The following is a 17,456-nucleotide window of genomic DNA, read 5'->3' on the forward strand; positions in this document are numbered from 1 at the left end:
GTGGCTTTACGCGTTCAAACTTGGCCTTTGCCATGGGTATTTCCTCTTTTTTTGGGGTCAAATGCTAAGCTCGTATAAATACGATAACAAAGACGATCTTGACCACATTAAGATAATTGTTAAAAGGGTACACATACTAATGTGCAGATATTATAAGAAAATCACCGCCAATAACAAGTCTTTTAACCAATTATTGGCGTATTCTTCTATGACAACATAGAGATAATAGCTACATTGTCATATTTAATAGACGATTACTTACTCGTCATCATCTTTATTGTTGAATTTAGAGATGATGTCAGCAGCAACTGATTTTGGAATCTCAGCGTACTTTTGGAATTCCATTGAATAAGTAGCACGGCCTTGTGACATTGAGCGCATTTGTGTGGCATAACCAAACATTTCTGCTAATGGCACTTCGGCACGGATCTGCTTAGTACCGCCAGGTAGGTCTTCCATACCCTGTACCAAACCACGACGACGGTTAAGATCGCCCATGATATCGCCCATATAATCTTCAGGCGTTTCAACTTCAACTTTCATGATTGGCTCAAGTAGCGCTGGATCTGCTGCCATGAAGCCTTTTCTGAATGCCATAGAACCAGCCATCTTAAATGATAGCTCATCCGAATCGACGTCATGATAAGAACCGTCATACAAGGTCGCTTTTACGCCAACCACTGGATAACCAGCAAGTACGCCATTTTTCATGCGTTCTCGGATACCTTTATCAACAGCACCATGGAATTCTTTCGGTACAGTACCACCAACAACTTCTTCAGCGAATTCATATTCAGTATCGCCTGCTGGATCAAGTGGCTCAAGACGTAACCAAACGTGACCGAATTTACCACGACCACCAGTCTGACGTACGAATTTGCCTTCTTGCTCAACCGTGTTACGAATCGTTTCACGATAAGCAACCTGCGGCGCACCGATGTTCGCTTCAACGTTAAACTCACGCTTCATACGATCAACAAGAATCTCTAGATGCAGCTCACCCATACCACTGATGATCGTCTGACCAGACTCTTCGTCAGTATGTACACGGAACGATGGATCTTCTTTCGCCAAACGACCTAAAGCGATTGACATTCTTTCTTGGTCAGCTTTGGTCTTAGGTTCAACCGCTAAGCTGATAACTGGATCTGGGAATTCCATGCGCTCAAGCGTGATAACATTTTGCTCATCACATAGCGTATCACCAGTCGTTACGTCTTTCATGCCGACCAATGCAGCGATATCACCAGTACGGATTTCTTGCAACTCTTCTTGAGAGTTAGCCATCATCTGTACAATACGACCAACGCGCTCACGCTTCATTTTGACTGGGTTATAAACACTGCTGCCTTGCGTTAAAACACCTGAATAAACACGAACGAAGGTTAAGTTACCAACGAATTTGTCATTCATGATTTTAAATGCTAAAGCTGAGAATGGCGCTTCATCTGAAGCTTCACGAGTGCCTTCAGTTTCATCTTTGTCATCAAGGATACCTTTAATAGCAGGTACATCCATTGGTGCTGGAAGATACTGAATAACCGCATCCAACATCTTTTGTACACCTTTGTTCTTAAAGGCAGTACCACAAAGTAATGGAATGATTTGGTTATCAATAGTCAATTGACGAATAGCAACGTTGATCTGCTCTACAGACAACTCGCCATTTTCTAGATACTCATTCATCAATTCTTCTGTTGCTTCAGCCGCATTTTCTACAAGAATCTCACGATACTCTTCTGCTTTTTCTTGTAATTCAGCTGGGATTTCGCGCTCTTCAAACTCCATACCTTGAGATGCTTCATCCCAATAAAGAGCTTTCATCGTAACTAGATCGATAACGCCTTCGAAATCATCTTCTTTACCAATTGGAATAACCAATGGCACAGGATTACCGCCTAGACGAGTTTTGATCTGCTCAATAACACGATAGAAATCAGCGCCAACGCGATCCATTTTGTTTACAAATGCAAGACGTGGAACTTTATATTTATTTGCCTGACGCCATACGGTCTCAGACTGTGGCTGAACGCCGCCTACTGCACAGTAAACCATGCAAGCGCCATCAAGTACACGCATAGAACGTTCAACTTCGATCGTGAAGTCAACGTGACCTGGGGTGTCAATGATGTTGATACGATGTTCGTCAAACTGTTTTGCCATACCTGACCAAAAACAAGTCGTCGCTGCTGAGGTAATAGTAATACCGCGCTCTTGTTCTTGCTCCATCCAGTCCATAGTGGCTGCGCCATCATGTACTTCACCAAGTTTGTGACTAACACCGGTATAAAATAAAACACGCTCAGTAGTGGTTGTCTTACCAGCATCGATGTGCGCTGAGATACCAATGTTGCGATAGCGTTTTAGGGGAGTTTTACGAGCCATAGTGTTTTCCTAGGAAAAGTCGTGTATATAATAATGTATTGTGTCTCTACCTCATACTCTATGACAAAGCGGTCAGCTTCATATTACTTACTGATTATTAAGCCTAATACGGACAAAAAAAGAGCAAATACTAAGAATAGTGCGGCATCAGATTTGGGATGCTCTCTTGTGACAAGCATACTTAATTAAGAGAGACATCTTGATAGATGTCCGCCATCTCGTTGTTGATAGTCAAAAACTACTTACAACAAGATAAACGATGGCGGCAATCAATAGAATAAATAACAATGTAAGATTAGCTGACTTCAGCCAGCTAATCTAAAGCTACTACTAATAAACAGTAGCTTAGAAGCGGTAATGAGAGAACGCTTTGTTAGCATCTGCCATGCGGTGAACTTCGTCACGCTTTTTCATAGCAGCGCCTTTGCCATCAGCAGCATCATTCAATTCGCCAGCCAAACGCAAAGCCATTGATTTTTCAGAACGCTTAGCAGCAGCTTCAGCTAACCAACGCATAGCCAAGGCAGTACGACGGGAGGGGCGTACTTCCATTGGTACTTGGTAGGTTGCACCACCAACGCGGCGAGCTTTCACTTCTACCATTGGGCGTACATTTTCTAAAACTTCTTCGAAGAAAGATACTGGATCTTCGATTTTACGTTTTTCGCTTACTGTTTCAAGTGCACCGTAAACGATACGCTCAGCAGTAGATTTTTTACCATGACTCATTACATGGTTGATGAATTTTGCAACAGTTTGGCTACCAAACTTAGGATCCGGTAGGATCTCACGGGTAGCAACGACGCGACGTCTTGGCATAATAAATATCCTTTTCTTCAGGAGTGTCTGACATTCACAATCTCGCACCAATTAATATTGGATGGCGTTATATCGAGTTGTCAGTCAGCCTTACTGCACGGCGGTATGTTTTAACAGTGAATTACTAATTTAATAATACTGTCAACACCAGACCCATGCACAGTTAATGTTTGGTATAAAAAAGCTTAGCTAATAACGATTAGTTATTAAACTTTAGGCTTCTTAGCACCATATTTAGAGCGACCTTGCTTACGGTCTTTAACGCCTGCGCAATCTAATGCACCACGAACGGTGTGATAACGTACACCTGGTAGATCTTTTACACGACCACCACGGATAAGAACAACACTGTGCTCTTGTAGGTTATGACCTTCGCCGCCGATATAGCTTGATACTTCATAACCTGAAGTCAAACGTACACGACATACTTTACGCATGGCCGAGTTAGGTTTTTTAGGGGTAGTAGTATATACGCGAGTACATACACCACGACGTTGTGGGCACGCTTCCAACGCAGGAACTTTTGACTTTTCCTTGATGGTTTTGCGACCTTTACGAATCAATTGGTTAGTTGTTGCCATGAGGCATCCTTCTCCCGTTTGGTATAAAACAAAAAAATGGGGAAACGCACCATCCATCTGACTTTAACGACAGATTTTGGTACACCCATTTTTAGGACAGTGTATTATAAAGAGTTGTTGCTGCTATTTCAACCACTTATGCGTGATTGCACTTTACAACATTTGATAGATATGCATTCACCCTACTACTATAACACTTTATCTATTTTTAGTTAAAAATCAGCTAAAAAGTAGATTGTCATACAGTATATCGAAAGTAGCGTCACGAACGATTTAAATAAGATGTTTGACTATAAATAAATAGCAATTTATAAGTACTAAATGGCGATATTATCTTGTTTTTCAAGAGAAAGAAGACACTATCGCCAAAATTAGTAGTAGATATCCAGCTCATAATCCTTCTATGATATAAGCTAGCTTAAGACAGAAGGTACTTAAGTCTGATTATTTAGACGCCCTTATTTGCTTTTCTTGTTAGCCGTCTTGTTTGATTTGCTGTCAGAGGATTTGTTCTGACTGCCTTGCTTGTCATTGTTGTCATTGTCGTTTTTCTGCGTTTCTTTCACGATCTTTTCATCAGCTTCTTGATGGTTGTTTTTTTCTTCAGCAGTGTCTTTCTTGCTATCGGTATCCTTGCTTGACTCTTTCTCAACATCTTGCTGCTTGTCATTGTCAGCTGTTTTGTTTACCTTAGCTTCATTACCGCTATCATCAGTGATTGCACGATTGGCAAGTTTGGCTTCTGGGGCAAAAGTCGCTTGAGCCACGCCAATCACTTCATCAATGAGCTGGCTGTTGTAGCGCATACCAACGATAACAGCGGTAACTGGTAAGAATTTGCGTATCCATGTTAAATTGATTTTATCCAAGTCAATACCGACCTGACTGGCAATACTGTCAACTTGTTCTGCATAAAAGTTGACATTTTTATCCTTTAGACCTAGGTTTTTTAGCTCATTATGTAGACCACTGCTTTGGGCATTATCCAATAAGCCTTTTCCGATACCAATACCTGCTAGCAATGCTTGTTTTTCTTGCATCTTGCTCAGATCAGCATTCGCTAGCAGCTCGTATGCCATTTTGACGCCTTGCTTACCTGTGAGTGGTTTATTGTAGACAGCACCCAACTGATAGACGGTACGTAATGATACCAATAAAAGCCAAAGCGTATCAGCCAGCAGACCAGGAAGCCCAGCCAAACCTGTTAAGCCCCCTATCGTTGCCAATGCACGATTTTGATTGGCGATATCAGTGGCTAATGCATAACGCTCTTCATCATCTAAGCTTGCGATATTAGCGAAACGATGCTCATTAGGTAAATCAATCTGACTCCAGTTAGAAGCAAGGTTTGCCACTTGTGCAAAAGCGCTATCGACCGTCGACTGAAAAAAACTGTTTGGCACTACTTTTTTGGCATATTTACCATAAGTGGCAAAACGTGGCCCTAATAATTGCTGAGTGGCTTTTAACGTTTGCTCACGGAATAAATCCTGCTGATAGTCTTCATCGCCTAAGTTGACTGCCTTGTATTGACGCGGTTTTCCCGTCTTAGCATTCATGCTATCAATCATAGCGCCCATGCGCTCTAGATTATTGCGAGTAAAAGAGCCAACGGTAGTGATACCTTTAGAGAGAGTGCTACGCTTCGCCATCGTGATGTCCTTAATGTGATGAGTAATTTTGTTTTATTGTAAGCGATTTATAATAATAGATGTGCCATTCTAGTCAATCACTATAATCGATGTCAGTGCGAACAATGTTATCGCAATCACAAATTTTGTATCCAAAAGTATCACTTGATGTATGATTGATACCATCATATAAGCTGTCTTTAAGCAAATGGTCTTTTTAGATGGCTTTAGACAGCAAGCGCGATTTTGTCGTTATTTTGCACTTGTACAAAGATTTTGGACGCTCGATACGTTATCATGTGCCATAACTCACAGTACAGTTGTACTTCTATTTATAAGTAGTCCGTTACTTATAGATAATCAGTTACCAAGCATATAGTTTTACTATGATCATCACAATGATTGTAAAATGAGGCTTTGACGCTCAATACATCCTAATATTGAATAATAGAAATACATACTTAAAAACGATTATTAAAAATAATTGTGAAAAATCGTTACTCATAAGGAATAGAATATGCGCCGCGTTGTTATCACTGGAGCAGGGATCGTCTCTTGTATCGGACATGATTTAGCCACGGTTACTGCCGCTCTCAAGCAAGGGCAGTCTGGCATTACATTTAATGAGGCTTATGCTGAGCATGGGTTTAAATCACACGTTAGCGGCAGTATCGACCAGTCGACGCTTGATACTAGTGGTATCGATCGTAAGTTGAAGCGGTTTTTTAGTGATGCCAGTCTATACGCTTATGTCAGTGCTTTAAACGCCATTGAGCAGTCTGGTTTGTCGCTTGAAACCATCAACAATAATCCACGCGTGGGCGTGGTCGCAAGCTCTGGCGGCGCATCGACAGAGAATATCGTCAATGCCATAGATGCCATGCGGGATAAAGGTCTGCGCGGTGTCGGCGCGATGGCTGTGCCAAAAACAATGGGCAGCTCAGTATCAGCGGCGCTTGCTACCGGTCTAAAAATCCAAGGCGTATCATACTCACTCACCTCTGCTTGTGCCACCTCAACCCATTGCATCGGTCATGCGGCTGAACTTATTCAGTTAGGCAAAGCAGATGTGATACTCGCGGGTGGTAGTGAAGCGGAACATTGGACACAGTCTTGTATGTTTGATGCCATGGGTGCAGTCAGTACACAGTATAATGAGACACCGCAGCGCGCCTCAAGAGCTTATGATAAAGATCGTGATGGCTTTGTGATTGCTGCTGGTGGTGCGATGGTCGTGGTTGAAAGTCTAGAGCATGCACAAGCACGTGGCGCCAACATATTGGCTGAAATCGTTGGTTATGGTGCCAGCTCTGATGGTGCTGAAATGGTTGCGCCAAGTGGTGAAGGTGCCGTGCGCTGTATGCAGCAAGCACTAGCCGAAGCTGGTTTGCAAACTGTCGACTATATCAATAGCCACGGTACCAGCACACCGTTAGGTGACATCACTGAGCTTAAAGCCATTGCTAAAGCATTTGGTGATGATATCAGTCAAGTACCTGCGATCAGCTCTACCAAATCTATGACAGGTCATAGCCTTGGTGCCGTTGGTGCGCAAGAGCTGATTTATTGCTTGTTGATGCTACAAGAAGGCTTCATTGCGCCTAGTATCAATGTTGATAATTTAGACCCTGCGGCTGAAGGCTTTGATATTGTTACCGAAATGCGTGAAGCCAAGCTTGAGACGCTAATGAGCAACAGCTTTGGCTTTGGCGGTACTAATGCCACATTAATCATTAAAAAGTTTGACGCCTAACTATGCTCGCAGCACATCCTCTCAAAACTGAGCAGATAATGTCTGACCCATCGCCAGCTACTAAACCTAGCTGGCGTTTTGGTGACCTATCGGCTGCAGAACTTATGCCGCTGTTACAGCAGTATTTAATCGCACAAGATACTAAGGCCAACTGGCAATTGGTTTGGCTCAACAATGATGGTCAACCAGTGATTGGCTTATTGCCAAAAGTAAGCTGGTCTGTTTATGATTGCGCTGAAAACACGCTAGATTCGAACGAACAAGCAGTCCTTTATCAAGTCACGAAAACCTATCGTGACGCCGTTCACAATGATATCACTAGCACTCATATGAGTTATAGCGACTGGCAAGATGAGTTAATCAGTTATAGTCAAACTTATGAGACTGATAATGAAAACTCAGAATCAGTAAACGATTTAAATGAAAAACCAAGTTATCATCATGGTCTGATAGGTTTTATTGGTTATGATATTGCGGCTCATGAGCTAAGCCAAGCCGCCAAAATTGAGCGAGCAGCACAGCCTTGTGCCGTATTAGGGCATTATGATATTTACCTAGCACCTGATGGAAATCACGGCAACACAGGTTGGGAATTAACGATAAATGCAATTGCTAACGACTCTGAAAACGACTTTAATAATCAGCAAAAAAATAAAATAATCACGGCACTTGTCTCTTATTTAGATATAGTAGATAAAAAGCTGGCTGATAACTGTCTCAATAAAACGCAACTGACAGCATCACCACTGCCTGCTCCTTTAGTATTAAAATCACGATGGCGCAAACAAGACTATCAACAAGCATTCAATCAAACCCAAAAATATCTACAGCAAGGCGACTGTTATCAAATCAACCTAACCCAAGAATGGCAAGGTTTTTTTGATCATAATCCTAGTGATAATACCACCTTGCCGATGCTGATTGATTATTTGCCTGCTTTACATCGTAATACCCAAGCACCTTTTGCTGGATACTTAGCGGTTAATCCCTTTAACCGTGAAATCAAAAATAATACGTCCCAGCATCCGTTTGAATTATTGAGCTGCTCGCCTGAGTTGTTCTTTACATTTACCAAAGATATCGATACTGGCAAGCACCATATCATCACTAAGCCCATCAAAGGGACCATGCCGCGCAGCACCAATATTCAACAAGACCATGCTTATAAACAGCAACTGACTGATAGTGAAAAGGATCGCGCCGAAAATGTGATGATTGTCGATTTATTGCGTAATGACTTGGGTAAATATGCCAAGATAGGTAGCGTAAAAGTGCCGCAGTTATTCGCGATTGAGAGTTTTAGTAATGTGCACCATATGGTCAGCACTATTACCGCAGAATTACAGACGGACACTCACCCACTCGCCGTTTTATTTGGTAGTTTGCCTGCTGGCTCAATTACTGGTACACCAAAAAAGCGAGCGGTTGAAATTATATCTGAACTAGAAACTGCGCCGCGCGGTGCTTATTGCGGCACATTGGGCTATATGAACTTTGATGGTAGTGGTCAATGGAATGTACTCATTCGTACGCTGCAAGCTAACACTTCATCACATAATGGGCTGAAAAAAAGACATATCAGCTTATGGGCAGGCGGTGGTATCACTGTCGCCTCTGATTGCGATGCTGAATACCAAGAGTGTTTGGATAAAGTCGGTAATCTATTAAGCGTTTTAACTCAAGACAATATCAACAAATGTCCTTAAGGTTGTTCTAAAAGTACGACCAAAGAAATCCATAAAAAAGCCTGCTCAACATAATGTTGGCAGGCTTTTTATCAATATAAGCATCGTGATTCAATTATTAACTGTCAAAATCGCGAACCAGATATTAATCAGCAATAATTTCAGCCTCTTTCTGCAACATCTGTATAGCATCTATCAAACGGTTGTTTTGCTCTACTGTACCGGTAGTGATACGCAAATACTCATTGATGCGTGGCTTGTCAAAATGACGGACGATGATACCTTGCTCACGTAACGCATTCGCTACCATATTGGCATTACCGTCTTTAGGGCGGGCAAAAACAAAGTTGGCATGCGATGGCAACACATCAAAACCTAACACTGTCAGCTCTGCTGTGAGAGATTGGCGTAAGTCGATGACTTGCTGGCAGGTCTGGGTAAAATATTCGACATCCAATACACTGGCAGTCGCCCCTACTTGCGCCAGCTTATCCAGTGGATAGCTATTAAAGCTGTTTTTCATACGGGTTAAGGCTTCAATCAATGAGGCATTACCAAAAGCCATACCGACGCGCAATCCAGCAAGCGAACGTGACTTTGAAAAGGTTTGGGTCACAAGAATGTTGTCAAACTCATTGATTAAGCTCACTGCTGAAATTTCTGCATCTGAGCTACCGTCAGCTGCCCGCGCAAAATCAATATAAGCCTCATCAATCACAATCACTGAGTTTGAGTGCTCACTAGCCAGCTTGCGAATATCAGCAAGCGATAATAGCAGTCCAGTTGGAGCATTTGGATTGGCAATGATGATGCCGCTACAAGGCTGGCGATAAGCATCAGGATCAATACTAAAATCTTCTTCCAAGGCGATTTGTACCAGCTCGATACCAAAGGTCTGCGCATAGACTGGATAGAAGCTATAGCTAATATCAGGTGCTAAAACAGGGCGCTCTTTTAGGAAAAAGCTGGCAAATACTAATGCCAATACTTCATCAGAGCCATTGCCAACAAACACTTGGTTGATATCAATATCATAGAGTTGTGCCAATGCGGCACGCAAATCATCAGACTCAGGCGCTGGATATAAACGCAGATCAGCCGCTTGCTGCTCTAGGACTTTTGCGATTGCCTCGCCTACTTTCGGTGACGGCGGAAATGGGTTTTCATTGGTATTTAATTTGCATAAATTTTCATGCTGAGGCTGCTCACCAGGAACGTAAGGTGACAAATTACGCGCTTTAGATGACCAAAGTCTGGTGTCTATCTTTAACTCACTCATAAGTTATCCTACTATTAGCCACATAAATTATTAAATATAAATCTCAAAAGTACAATTCAAAAGCAATCATTAAGCCACGTTACTGATAACGATAACGGGCTGAGCGCGCATGGGCTTCTAAGTCCTCACGTTGCGCTAAAATATCTGCGGTCTCAGCCAATGGCTTACTACCGGCTTCAGTACAATAAATAATAGAGGATTTCTTTTGGAAATCATAAACACCAAGCGGTGAAGAGAAACGCGCGGTGCCAGAGGTTGGCAACACGTGATTGGGTCCTGCACAGTAGTCACCAATCGCCTCAGGCGTGTGACGTCCCATGAAAATAGCACCTGCATGACGAATATCGTTGAGTAGTGCATCAGGATGATCAACTGACAACTCTAAATGTTCAGGGGCAACCCGATTAATCACAGCCATACCTTCCACGCGATCTTTGACTAAAATAAGTGCGCCACGGTTTTTTAGCGAATCGCGGGCGATATCGGCTTTTGGCAACTCTGCCAGCGCTTTTTCAATTTCAGCCGCGACGTCTGCAAGCTGCTGTTCACTGGTCGTGACAAAGATAGCTTGAGCGATACGGTCATGTTCAGCTTGTGACAATAAATCCATCGCCAACCAATCGGCGCGATCTTGCGCCTCGCCTTCTGCATAGACCAATACTTCAGAGGGACCAGCGATCATATCAATCCCAACTTGACCAAATACCGAGCGCTTTGCCGCTGCAACATATTTATTACCAGGGCCAGTGATTTTATCCACCGCTGGAATCGTTTCGGTACCGTAAGCCAAGGCAGCAACCGCTTGCGCACCGCCGATGGTAAAGACACGGTCAACTTGTGCCAAATGTGCGGCGGCTAACACCAATGGATTGAGAACGCCTTTTGGCGCTGGCACCACCATGATGACCTCTTTAACACCCGCCACTTTGGCAGGAATGGCATTCATCAATACAGAAGATGGATAAGAGGCCAAACCGCCAGGGACATAGATGCCTACTCGATCAAGTGCGGTGACTTTTTGACCCAAGCGATTACCAAGCTCATCCTCATACTGCCAAGTCTCTTGGACTTGGCGCTCATGAAAGGTCTGCACACGCGTTGCTGCGGTAGTCAATGCGGATTTTACTGTATCATCAAGATTCGCAAACGCTTCAGCAAGCGCCTCTTTAGACAGCTCTAGCTCTTGCACCGTTGTCGCCGGATGCTGATCGAATTGCTGGGTTAACGCCAGTACGACGCGATCGCCATCATGCCGAACTTGCGCGATGATATCATCAACGGTCTTAAGTAAATCTGCATCATTGACGGTTTCAAAGGCAAGTAACTCTGTCAATTGACTGTCAAAATCGGCATCTTGGGTACTTAGTTGGCGCATGACTTAATCCTATATCTGAGCATAAAAGACTGCTGAAAATTAGTGATGTAAAAATGAGGGGTCTTGAGTATTAATAATAATTGTGATGGCTGATATACCAGTTTTTATATATTTAGTTTGTTCAGATTATACTAACCTCATACTTTCTGGCAAGCAAATACAACAAAACCAGTTTAGCACGCTATATCTATCTTATAGCGCTAAACTGGTTTAAAAATTTGTATGACAATGCTTGAGATTACCAATGATTAGTATCGTTTGATAAAGCATTGATTCATTAGGAATTAATTTATGAAGCGCTGGCAATGCTATTTTTGAAGCTATCTAAAATCGGCTCAAGTAACGCAAATTTACGCTTGTAGCTCACTTGATTGACGATAAGGCGTGAGGACACATCGCAAATATGATCGCGTGCTTCAAGACCGTTGGCGCGCAACGTATTACCTGTATCAACCACATCGACGATCAAATCACCCAATCCGACCAACGGCGCAAGCTCCATAGAGCCATACAGTTTAATCACATCCACTTGCTGACCTTGGCTGGCAAAGTAAGCGCGGGCAACATTGACGTATTTGGTCGCAATACGTAGGCGACGATTGGGTAGCGGCGCATCTTTCACGCCAGCTGTCATCAACTTACACTGAGCAATTTGCAAATCAAGTAACTCATAGACATGGTTGGCACCATGCTCAAGCAACACATCTTTACCCGCCACCCCAAAGTCAGCCGCGCCATGCTCAACGTAGGTTGGCACATCACTGGCACGCAAAATTAATACACGCACATTGGGGTTTGAGGTTGGAAAAATAAGTTTGCGTGAGGCTTCAGGATCTTCTAATAACTCAACACCAGCTGCGCGTAGCAGTGGCATGGTCTCTTCTAGAATACGACCTTTTGATAAGGCCAGTGTTAAGCCTGAAAACTCATCATTTACTTCATTTAATAAACCATCATTTGGTAGGCTATTGCTTGCTTCAGTCATAATGACATCGTGTCCATGTGCAGTTAACACCCCCGCTGAAGGGGGCTTTTAGTGGTAGGTTACTAATAGTGCTAGATTACTAAGCTATTCATATCAACGCCAATCGTATCAATCATTGAGGTCATGGATTTGATAAGTAAATCGATACTAGTCATTAGTATTGATACGTTCGATATTGACCCCAAGCGCACGCAGCTTTTCTTCGACATGCTCATAACCACGATCGATATGATAAATGCGGTCGATTAAACTTTCACCTTCAGCAGTTGCCGCTGCCATCACCAATGACATAGACGCACGTAAATCAGTCGCCATCACAGGGGCCGCGGTGAAGTTTTCGACGCCTTTTACTACGGCCGTATGACCATCTACTTGGATAGAAGCGCCTAGACGATTAAGCTCAGGGACATGCATGTAGCGGTTTTCAAAAATGTTTTCGATAAAGGTACTCGTACCATCCGCCAGACACGCAATAGCCATGACCTGCGCTTGCATATCGGTTGGGAAACCTGGATGCGGCTGAGTACGGATATCAACCGCTTTAGGGCGACCTTTCATCTGCGCACGAATCCAACCATCACCAGTGGTAATAATGGCACCCATGTCTTCGAATTTTTCTAACACAGGTGTTAATAATAGCGCAGAGGTGTTTTTAGTCAACACATCGCCACGCGTCATGAGTGCACCAGCAAGGTAAGAGCCTGTTTCGATACGGTCTGGTACGACTGAATACTCACAGCCATGTAAGCGCTCGACACCTTCGATAGTCATGATCGAAGTACCGATACCGCTGATTTTAGCACCCATCGCGACCAACATATTGGCCAAATCAACGACTTCTGGCTCAAGGGCACAGTTACCTAAGACAGTCGTACCTTTGGCAAGTGCGGCTGCCATAATGACGTTTTCAGTACCGCCCACGGTAATCATATCAAAAGAGTAGTTACAGCCAATCAGCTTACCGCCCTTTGGCGCTTGTGCTTTTACGTAGCCATTTTCGACACTAATTTCAGCACCCATCGCTTCAAAGGCTTTTAGGTGTTGGTCAACAGGACGTGAACCAATGGCACAGCCGCCAGGCAATGACACTTCTGCCTCACCAAAACGTGCTAGCAATGGTCCAAGCACTAAAATCGATGCGCGCATGGTTTTTACTAAATCATACGGTGCATAGAAATTATCGATATTCTTGGTATCGCAGGTGACAGTATCGTCCTGCTTTTGGATTTTGATACCCATACCACCGATCAATTCAATCAACGTCCGCACATCTTGTAACGATGGCACATTGTGCAATGTCGTTGGCGTCTCAGCCAATATCATAGCGGCAAGTAACGGCAAAGCAGCATTTTTGGCGCCTGAGATAGTAACTTCCCCTGCGATACGACTACTACCAGTGATTAAAAATTGATCCATAGAAGTGACAACCTAACGATGAGTATTAAAATAGTGAAAATCAGACCAATCACACCCAGCCAATATAATAGCCAGTCTAACAAGCCCAATCATATGTATAACGGTCTAGCCTTTGGATTGAACGTCCCATTCAGCAGGCGTCAGCGCTTGAATATTGAGCGCATGAATATCGCCACTGGCGATCTTATCATTGACTAATGCATAAATCGCCTGCTGACGTTGCACGGCACGCTTACCTTCAAAACTGGCATCAACCACGCGTACATCAAACTTATTACCTTGATTGGCAGCTTGAATAAAAGCGTCTGGGAAGTGAGTCTGTAAAAATGCAATCAAATCGTCAGCGTTCATGCTCATAGAATATTCTGCCTTAAAGTGTCAGATAGGGTATAGATTTAAAGTGACGACATTATAACAAGAGTTTAAGCATCTTACAGTACTGTCTTACGCAACTGCACCTAACTTCTGATTGCCATCCATTATTTGAGCATTTTATCCAAGTACGTCAGTACTTGCGCGCGTACATCATTGACCCAACGTAGCGGCGGTGCCATCGCACCAATACTGGTCGCATGACTGGCACCTTTTATTTCACCATTTTCTACGGTGACGCCCGCCTCTTGCAACGCTTTGGTCATTTTAATCGTATTGGTCGCGTACACCACTTTGTCTTTTTCGGCAGTCAACAATAAATACGGGGGCTGCTCGCCTTTGATTTGACGGTCTGGCATAACGTCGTCTGGCGTAGCATCAGCAGCAAAGGCCGTGGCGCTATCAAATTTACGGAAGTCATAACTATAAGGACCAGCAATACCCACGACCGCGGTAATATCCTTTGGCTTAATACCATAAGGCGCTAAAAAATCTTCATTGGCGACCGCTGCAACCGCGTTAAATGCACCAGCAGAATGTCCAATTACCGCCAAGCGTTTAGGATCAGCATGTAAGCTCGGAGCATTATTGATACTCCAAGCAATCGCTTGCGCCGTATCTTTGACATAATCAGGGTACACATGCTCAGGCGCTTTACGATAATTAATCACGGCGGTGACATAACCTGCTTGCGCCAAACTCTGACCGACAAAGGCATACTGTTCTTTATTACCACTCTCCCACGAGCCACCGTGGACAAAAACCACCATCGGATAGCTATCATTAATCGCACCATCATTGATAGCGCTTTGGGCTTTCATCGCTTGTGCTAATGGCTTGGGATAATAAATATCCAAATCTTGATCGGGCTCATCACCATAGAGAATGTTTTTGCTGACGCCAACGCCGCCACTAGCAGTAATGCCATTGACGATAGCGAGTGGCGATAGGGCTTGCGCATTCTGGGTGGCTAGCGCAACGCTACCCAGTGCTAAGGCGGCGACACCTGTGAATTTTAGAATGCCTACTTTGCTAGCAGTATTATTAGTCATGCTTTCATTATTTATTTTTTGACGGCTTTTATTATATTCTAAGTGCTTGTTTGCATCCTTCATTGCCAGTATCCCTATTATATTTATACATGAGTCAAAAGTAACAGCACTGCGATAGTCCTTTTATAAAATAAGCACTAGGGCGTGTCTTCAATTCACTCAATAGTCATCTAAATGGGCTAAAAATGGATAAATATTGCCAAACATCGTCAAATAGCTGGTTAATATCCCGATATTATCTACGCTATTTTTCTTGTTTGACGGCAATTTATCTCATTTTTATCGCCATTTTTGAAATGAAGACACGCCCTAGTACTGTCTTGTCTATTCTTCGCTTTTTATATCTTACTGGCTGGCTCAGAAGTTCTCGTGTTTTTCCTGTTAACAGTGTTTAGGTTTCTTGTCATTAAACACGGTTTAAACTGACGGGGCAAATAGCTTACGCTACAAGCTATTTAGCCACTGTTTTTTTGTTTTATTAATAAATAACAGCTGTGTTTTAGAACACTTTTTACGGATCTTGATACAGGTCTATATATGGGCTTGATGATGGTTGCTCAACGGTTGTGCCATCTTCGGTCACGACGATAGGAGTCGATGTAGCAACGGACGCTGGCGCTTCAGAATTATTAACGCTAGCAGCAGCTACCCCGTCCACAACGACTGGTACTGAAGCAGGATTTACCAAGTTATTTTCAGACATAATGTCGTCTTTACTTATCTTTACGCCCCTGTCATCAACGACGGTCGTCAGCAGCACCAGCTCAGTCACACCAACGGTGCTATTGGCGATATCGATTAGGTGACTCTGCTGAGTCGGTGTCATACGTCCCATGATATAAACCACACCATCATTGGTCACTGCTTTGATCTGTGAGGCTTTGACGCCATCACTCGCGGCGACTTTTGCCAGCAGTTTTGAGGTGATATAGCCATCATGAACCGTCGAGCTATAGCCTTTAGACGCGCTGACGTTTAGCTCATTATAGACATGACGCACATCTGGCATAGAGCTGACGACTTTTTCGACTTCTAGTTTGATGGCTTCAGTGGGTACTTCACCTGTCAATAACACTTCACTATTAAAGCTATCAATACCCATACGGCTGGTTTGTTGCAGGTCTTCTTTTAACCCATAAACATTGATTTTAACGGTATGTTCGATACTGCGATCCAGTAGTCGCTGCGGAATGGTACGCTCTGTCATCGGCACACCATACGTACCTTCTGTACTATTGGTCAAATAATTGGTGGTACAGCCCGTAGTAACGATGCTGGTCATTAGCATAACGCCTATCGCGGTGCGGCGTGATGAGCCAAAAATAGCAGTGCGCAAATGCATCCGTGTCATGATTTACCTCTTAGAACATGAGTGTGACGATCGTATAAAGTCAATTGATTGAGCCAGTTTTAATCTAATAACATTTGTTTTGACAACTGTTAATTCAGTTAATAACAACTTAGCTACTTTACTTAATTTTTACTATCAGCGGTTAGGTTTTTGGTAACGCTCACTCGATGATAAGTACTTACTACCTTCTAGTTGGGTAGCTTTTGCATCCTAATATCACGTATCTGCTATAAAAGCACCTTTGAGCCATTGTGGTTGATTTGCTATGTTTTGACCACTAGTCTTAATATGAGTACCTACCGTATCATAAGCGATGACATCGAACCGGCAGTCATAATCCTCATACTCAGGATGCTGTTGCAAAAAATATTGCGCCGTTCTAATCACTTTACGTTGTTTGCTTGCCGTCACGCTCAGTGCAGCACCACCAAAACCTGAACGCTGCCGTTGACGCACTTCGATAAATACCAATGTTGACCATGCTGAACCTGTCTCCAGCATAATCAAATCCAGCTCACCCACTTTGGGCTGCTGCCAATTTTGGGCAATCAAAATCAATCCTTGCGATTGTAAAAACTCACACGCCTGCTGCTCAAACAGACTGCCTTGACGCTGCCTTGGTGAAGTGAGGTTCAAAGGTTTATGACTGCACATAAGGTCGATGGGTCTCGTTAACATTTCAGAATTATCATAGCACATCATGCTAAACTAGCCACTTTCGCGTGCAGATGCTGGTATGGTGTTTTATGCTTTGCTTAAGTTCTATTTTTAA

General features: G+C 43.3%; 14 protein-coding genes. 2 read left to right on the plus strand and 12 right to left on the minus strand.

The features are described from left to right. Window positions 1-258 precede the first annotated feature (258 nt). The 4 genes from fusA to I3257_RS08945 all read right to left on the minus strand — a co-directional run bounded on the left by fusA (window position 259) and on the right by I3257_RS08945 (window position 5,437). On the minus strand, window positions 259-2,385 hold the full coding sequence (gene fusA, locus I3257_RS08930) for an elongation factor G (protein ID WP_055125899.1): 2,127 nt from the start codon (window positions 2,383-2,385) through the stop codon (window positions 259-261). A gap of 345 nt (window positions 2,386-2,730) precedes the next feature. Then, on the minus strand, window positions 2,731-3,204 hold the full coding sequence (gene rpsG, locus I3257_RS08935) for a 30S ribosomal protein S7 (RefSeq protein WP_021814163.1): 474 nt from the start codon (window positions 3,202-3,204) through the stop codon (window positions 2,731-2,733). A 206-nt stretch (window positions 3,205-3,410) separates the two neighbouring features. Beyond that, on the minus strand, window positions 3,411-3,785 hold the full coding sequence (gene rpsL / locus I3257_RS08940; protein WP_011281154.1) for a 30S ribosomal protein S12: 375 nt from the start codon (window positions 3,783-3,785) through the stop codon (window positions 3,411-3,413). 458 nt (window positions 3,786-4,243) lie between these two features. Then, the gene (locus tag I3257_RS08945) at window positions 4,244-5,437 is read right to left on the minus strand and encodes an EcsC family protein (protein WP_201560797.1); all 1,194 of its coding nucleotides are present in this window, start codon (window positions 5,435-5,437) and stop codon (window positions 4,244-4,246) included. 496 nt (window positions 5,438-5,933) lie between these two features. On the opposite strand from I3257_RS08945, the gene I3257_RS08950 reads away from it, so the two are divergent. Both I3257_RS08950 and I3257_RS08955 read left to right on the plus strand, forming a co-directional pair. Beyond that, window positions 5,934-7,169, plus strand: a complete 1,236-nt coding sequence (locus I3257_RS08950; protein WP_201540647.1) for a beta-ketoacyl-ACP synthase II — start codon at window positions 5,934-5,936, stop codon at window positions 7,167-7,169. A 38-nt stretch (window positions 7,170-7,207) separates the two neighbouring features. Next, window positions 7,208-8,875, plus strand: a complete 1,668-nt coding sequence (locus I3257_RS08955) for an anthranilate synthase component I family protein (RefSeq protein WP_238049490.1) — start codon at window positions 7,208-7,210, stop codon at window positions 8,873-8,875. A gap of 124 nt (window positions 8,876-8,999) precedes the next feature. Here I3257_RS08955 and hisC read toward each other — a convergent pair whose 3' ends face one another. The 8 genes from hisC to I3257_RS08995 all read right to left on the minus strand — a co-directional run bounded on the left by hisC (window position 9,000) and on the right by I3257_RS08995 (window position 17,386). Continuing rightward, complete coding sequence (gene hisC / locus I3257_RS08960) at window positions 9,000-10,133, minus strand: histidinol-phosphate transaminase (RefSeq protein WP_238049492.1); 1,134 nt, start codon at window positions 10,131-10,133, stop codon at window positions 9,000-9,002. 79 nt (window positions 10,134-10,212) lie between these two features. Further along, window positions 10,213-11,508: a histidinol dehydrogenase gene (gene hisD / locus I3257_RS08965; protein ID WP_238049494.1), complete on the minus strand. Its 1,296-nt coding sequence runs from the start codon at window positions 11,506-11,508 to the stop codon at window positions 10,213-10,215. Window positions 11,509-11,797: 289 nt separating this feature from the next. Then, the gene (gene hisG / locus I3257_RS08970; RefSeq protein ID WP_045447985.1) at window positions 11,798-12,493 is read right to left on the minus strand and encodes an ATP phosphoribosyltransferase; all 696 of its coding nucleotides are present in this window, start codon (window positions 12,491-12,493) and stop codon (window positions 11,798-11,800) included. 147 nt (window positions 12,494-12,640) lie between these two features. Then, window positions 12,641-13,909, minus strand: a complete 1,269-nt coding sequence (gene murA, locus I3257_RS08975) for a UDP-N-acetylglucosamine 1-carboxyvinyltransferase (RefSeq protein ID WP_201540651.1) — start codon at window positions 13,907-13,909, stop codon at window positions 12,641-12,643. A gap of 105 nt (window positions 13,910-14,014) precedes the next feature. Next, window positions 14,015-14,266, minus strand: coding sequence for a BolA/IbaG family iron-sulfur metabolism protein (locus I3257_RS08980; RefSeq protein WP_010200621.1), 252 nt, complete (start codon window positions 14,264-14,266; stop codon window positions 14,015-14,017). 122 nt (window positions 14,267-14,388) lie between these two features. Then, on the minus strand, window positions 14,389-15,396 hold the full coding sequence (locus tag I3257_RS08985; RefSeq protein ID WP_238049496.1) for an alpha/beta hydrolase: 1,008 nt from the start codon (window positions 15,394-15,396) through the stop codon (window positions 14,389-14,391). A gap of 448 nt (window positions 15,397-15,844) precedes the next feature. Then, window positions 15,845-16,684, minus strand: a complete 840-nt coding sequence (locus tag I3257_RS08990; RefSeq protein ID WP_238049497.1) for a BON domain-containing protein — start codon at window positions 16,682-16,684, stop codon at window positions 15,845-15,847. 216 nt (window positions 16,685-16,900) lie between these two features. Further along, window positions 16,901-17,386, minus strand: coding sequence for a YraN family protein (locus I3257_RS08995; RefSeq protein ID WP_201560802.1), 486 nt, complete (start codon window positions 17,384-17,386; stop codon window positions 16,901-16,903). Between the last annotated feature and the right edge of the window lie 70 nt (window positions 17,387-17,456).

Source organism: Psychrobacter sp. Ps7 (genome assembly GCF_022129225.1).
In the GTDB taxonomy this organism is placed as follows: Bacteria; Pseudomonadota; Gammaproteobacteria; order Pseudomonadales; family Moraxellaceae; genus Psychrobacter; species Psychrobacter immobilis_A.

Excerpts from the sequence above, each read along its gene's own strand:
- fusA (WP_055125899.1), bottom strand. The coding sequence starts at position 2,385 with ATGGCTCGTAAAACTCCCCTAAAACGCTATCGCAACATTGGTATCTCA.
- rpsG (WP_021814163.1), bottom strand. The coding sequence starts at position 3,204 with ATGCCAAGACGTCGCGTCGTTGCTACCCGTGAGATCCTACCGGATCCT.
- rpsL (WP_011281154.1), bottom strand. The coding sequence starts at position 3,785 with ATGGCAACAACTAACCAATTGATTCGTAAAGGTCGCAAAACCATCAAG.
- I3257_RS08945 (WP_201560797.1), bottom strand. The coding sequence starts at position 5,437 with ATGGCGAAGCGTAGCACTCTCTCTAAAGGTATCACTACCGTTGGCTCT.
- I3257_RS08950 (WP_201540647.1), top strand. The coding sequence starts at position 5,934 with ATGCGCCGCGTTGTTATCACTGGAGCAGGGATCGTCTCTTGTATCGGA.
- I3257_RS08955 (WP_238049490.1), top strand. The coding sequence starts at position 7,208 with ATGTCTGACCCATCGCCAGCTACTAAACCTAGCTGGCGTTTTGGTGAC.
- hisC (WP_238049492.1), bottom strand. The coding sequence starts at position 10,133 with ATGAGTGAGTTAAAGATAGACACCAGACTTTGGTCATCTAAAGCGCGT.
- hisD (WP_238049494.1), bottom strand. The coding sequence starts at position 11,508 with ATGCGCCAACTAAGTACCCAAGATGCCGATTTTGACAGTCAATTGACA.
- hisG (WP_045447985.1), bottom strand. The coding sequence starts at position 12,493 with ATGACTGAAGCAAGCAATAGCCTACCAAATGATGGTTTATTAAATGAA.
- murA (WP_201540651.1), bottom strand. The coding sequence starts at position 13,909 with ATGGATCAATTTTTAATCACTGGTAGTAGTCGTATCGCAGGGGAAGTT.
- I3257_RS08980 (WP_010200621.1), bottom strand. The coding sequence starts at position 14,266 with ATGAGCATGAACGCTGACGATTTGATTGCATTTTTACAGACTCACTTC.
- I3257_RS08985 (WP_238049496.1), bottom strand. The coding sequence starts at position 15,396 with ATGAAGGATGCAAACAAGCACTTAGAATATAATAAAAGCCGTCAAAAA.
- I3257_RS08990 (WP_238049497.1), bottom strand. The coding sequence starts at position 16,684 with ATGACACGGATGCATTTGCGCACTGCTATTTTTGGCTCATCACGCCGC.
- I3257_RS08995 (WP_201560802.1), bottom strand. The coding sequence starts at position 17,386 with ATGATGTGCTATGATAATTCTGAAATGTTAACGAGACCCATCGACCTT.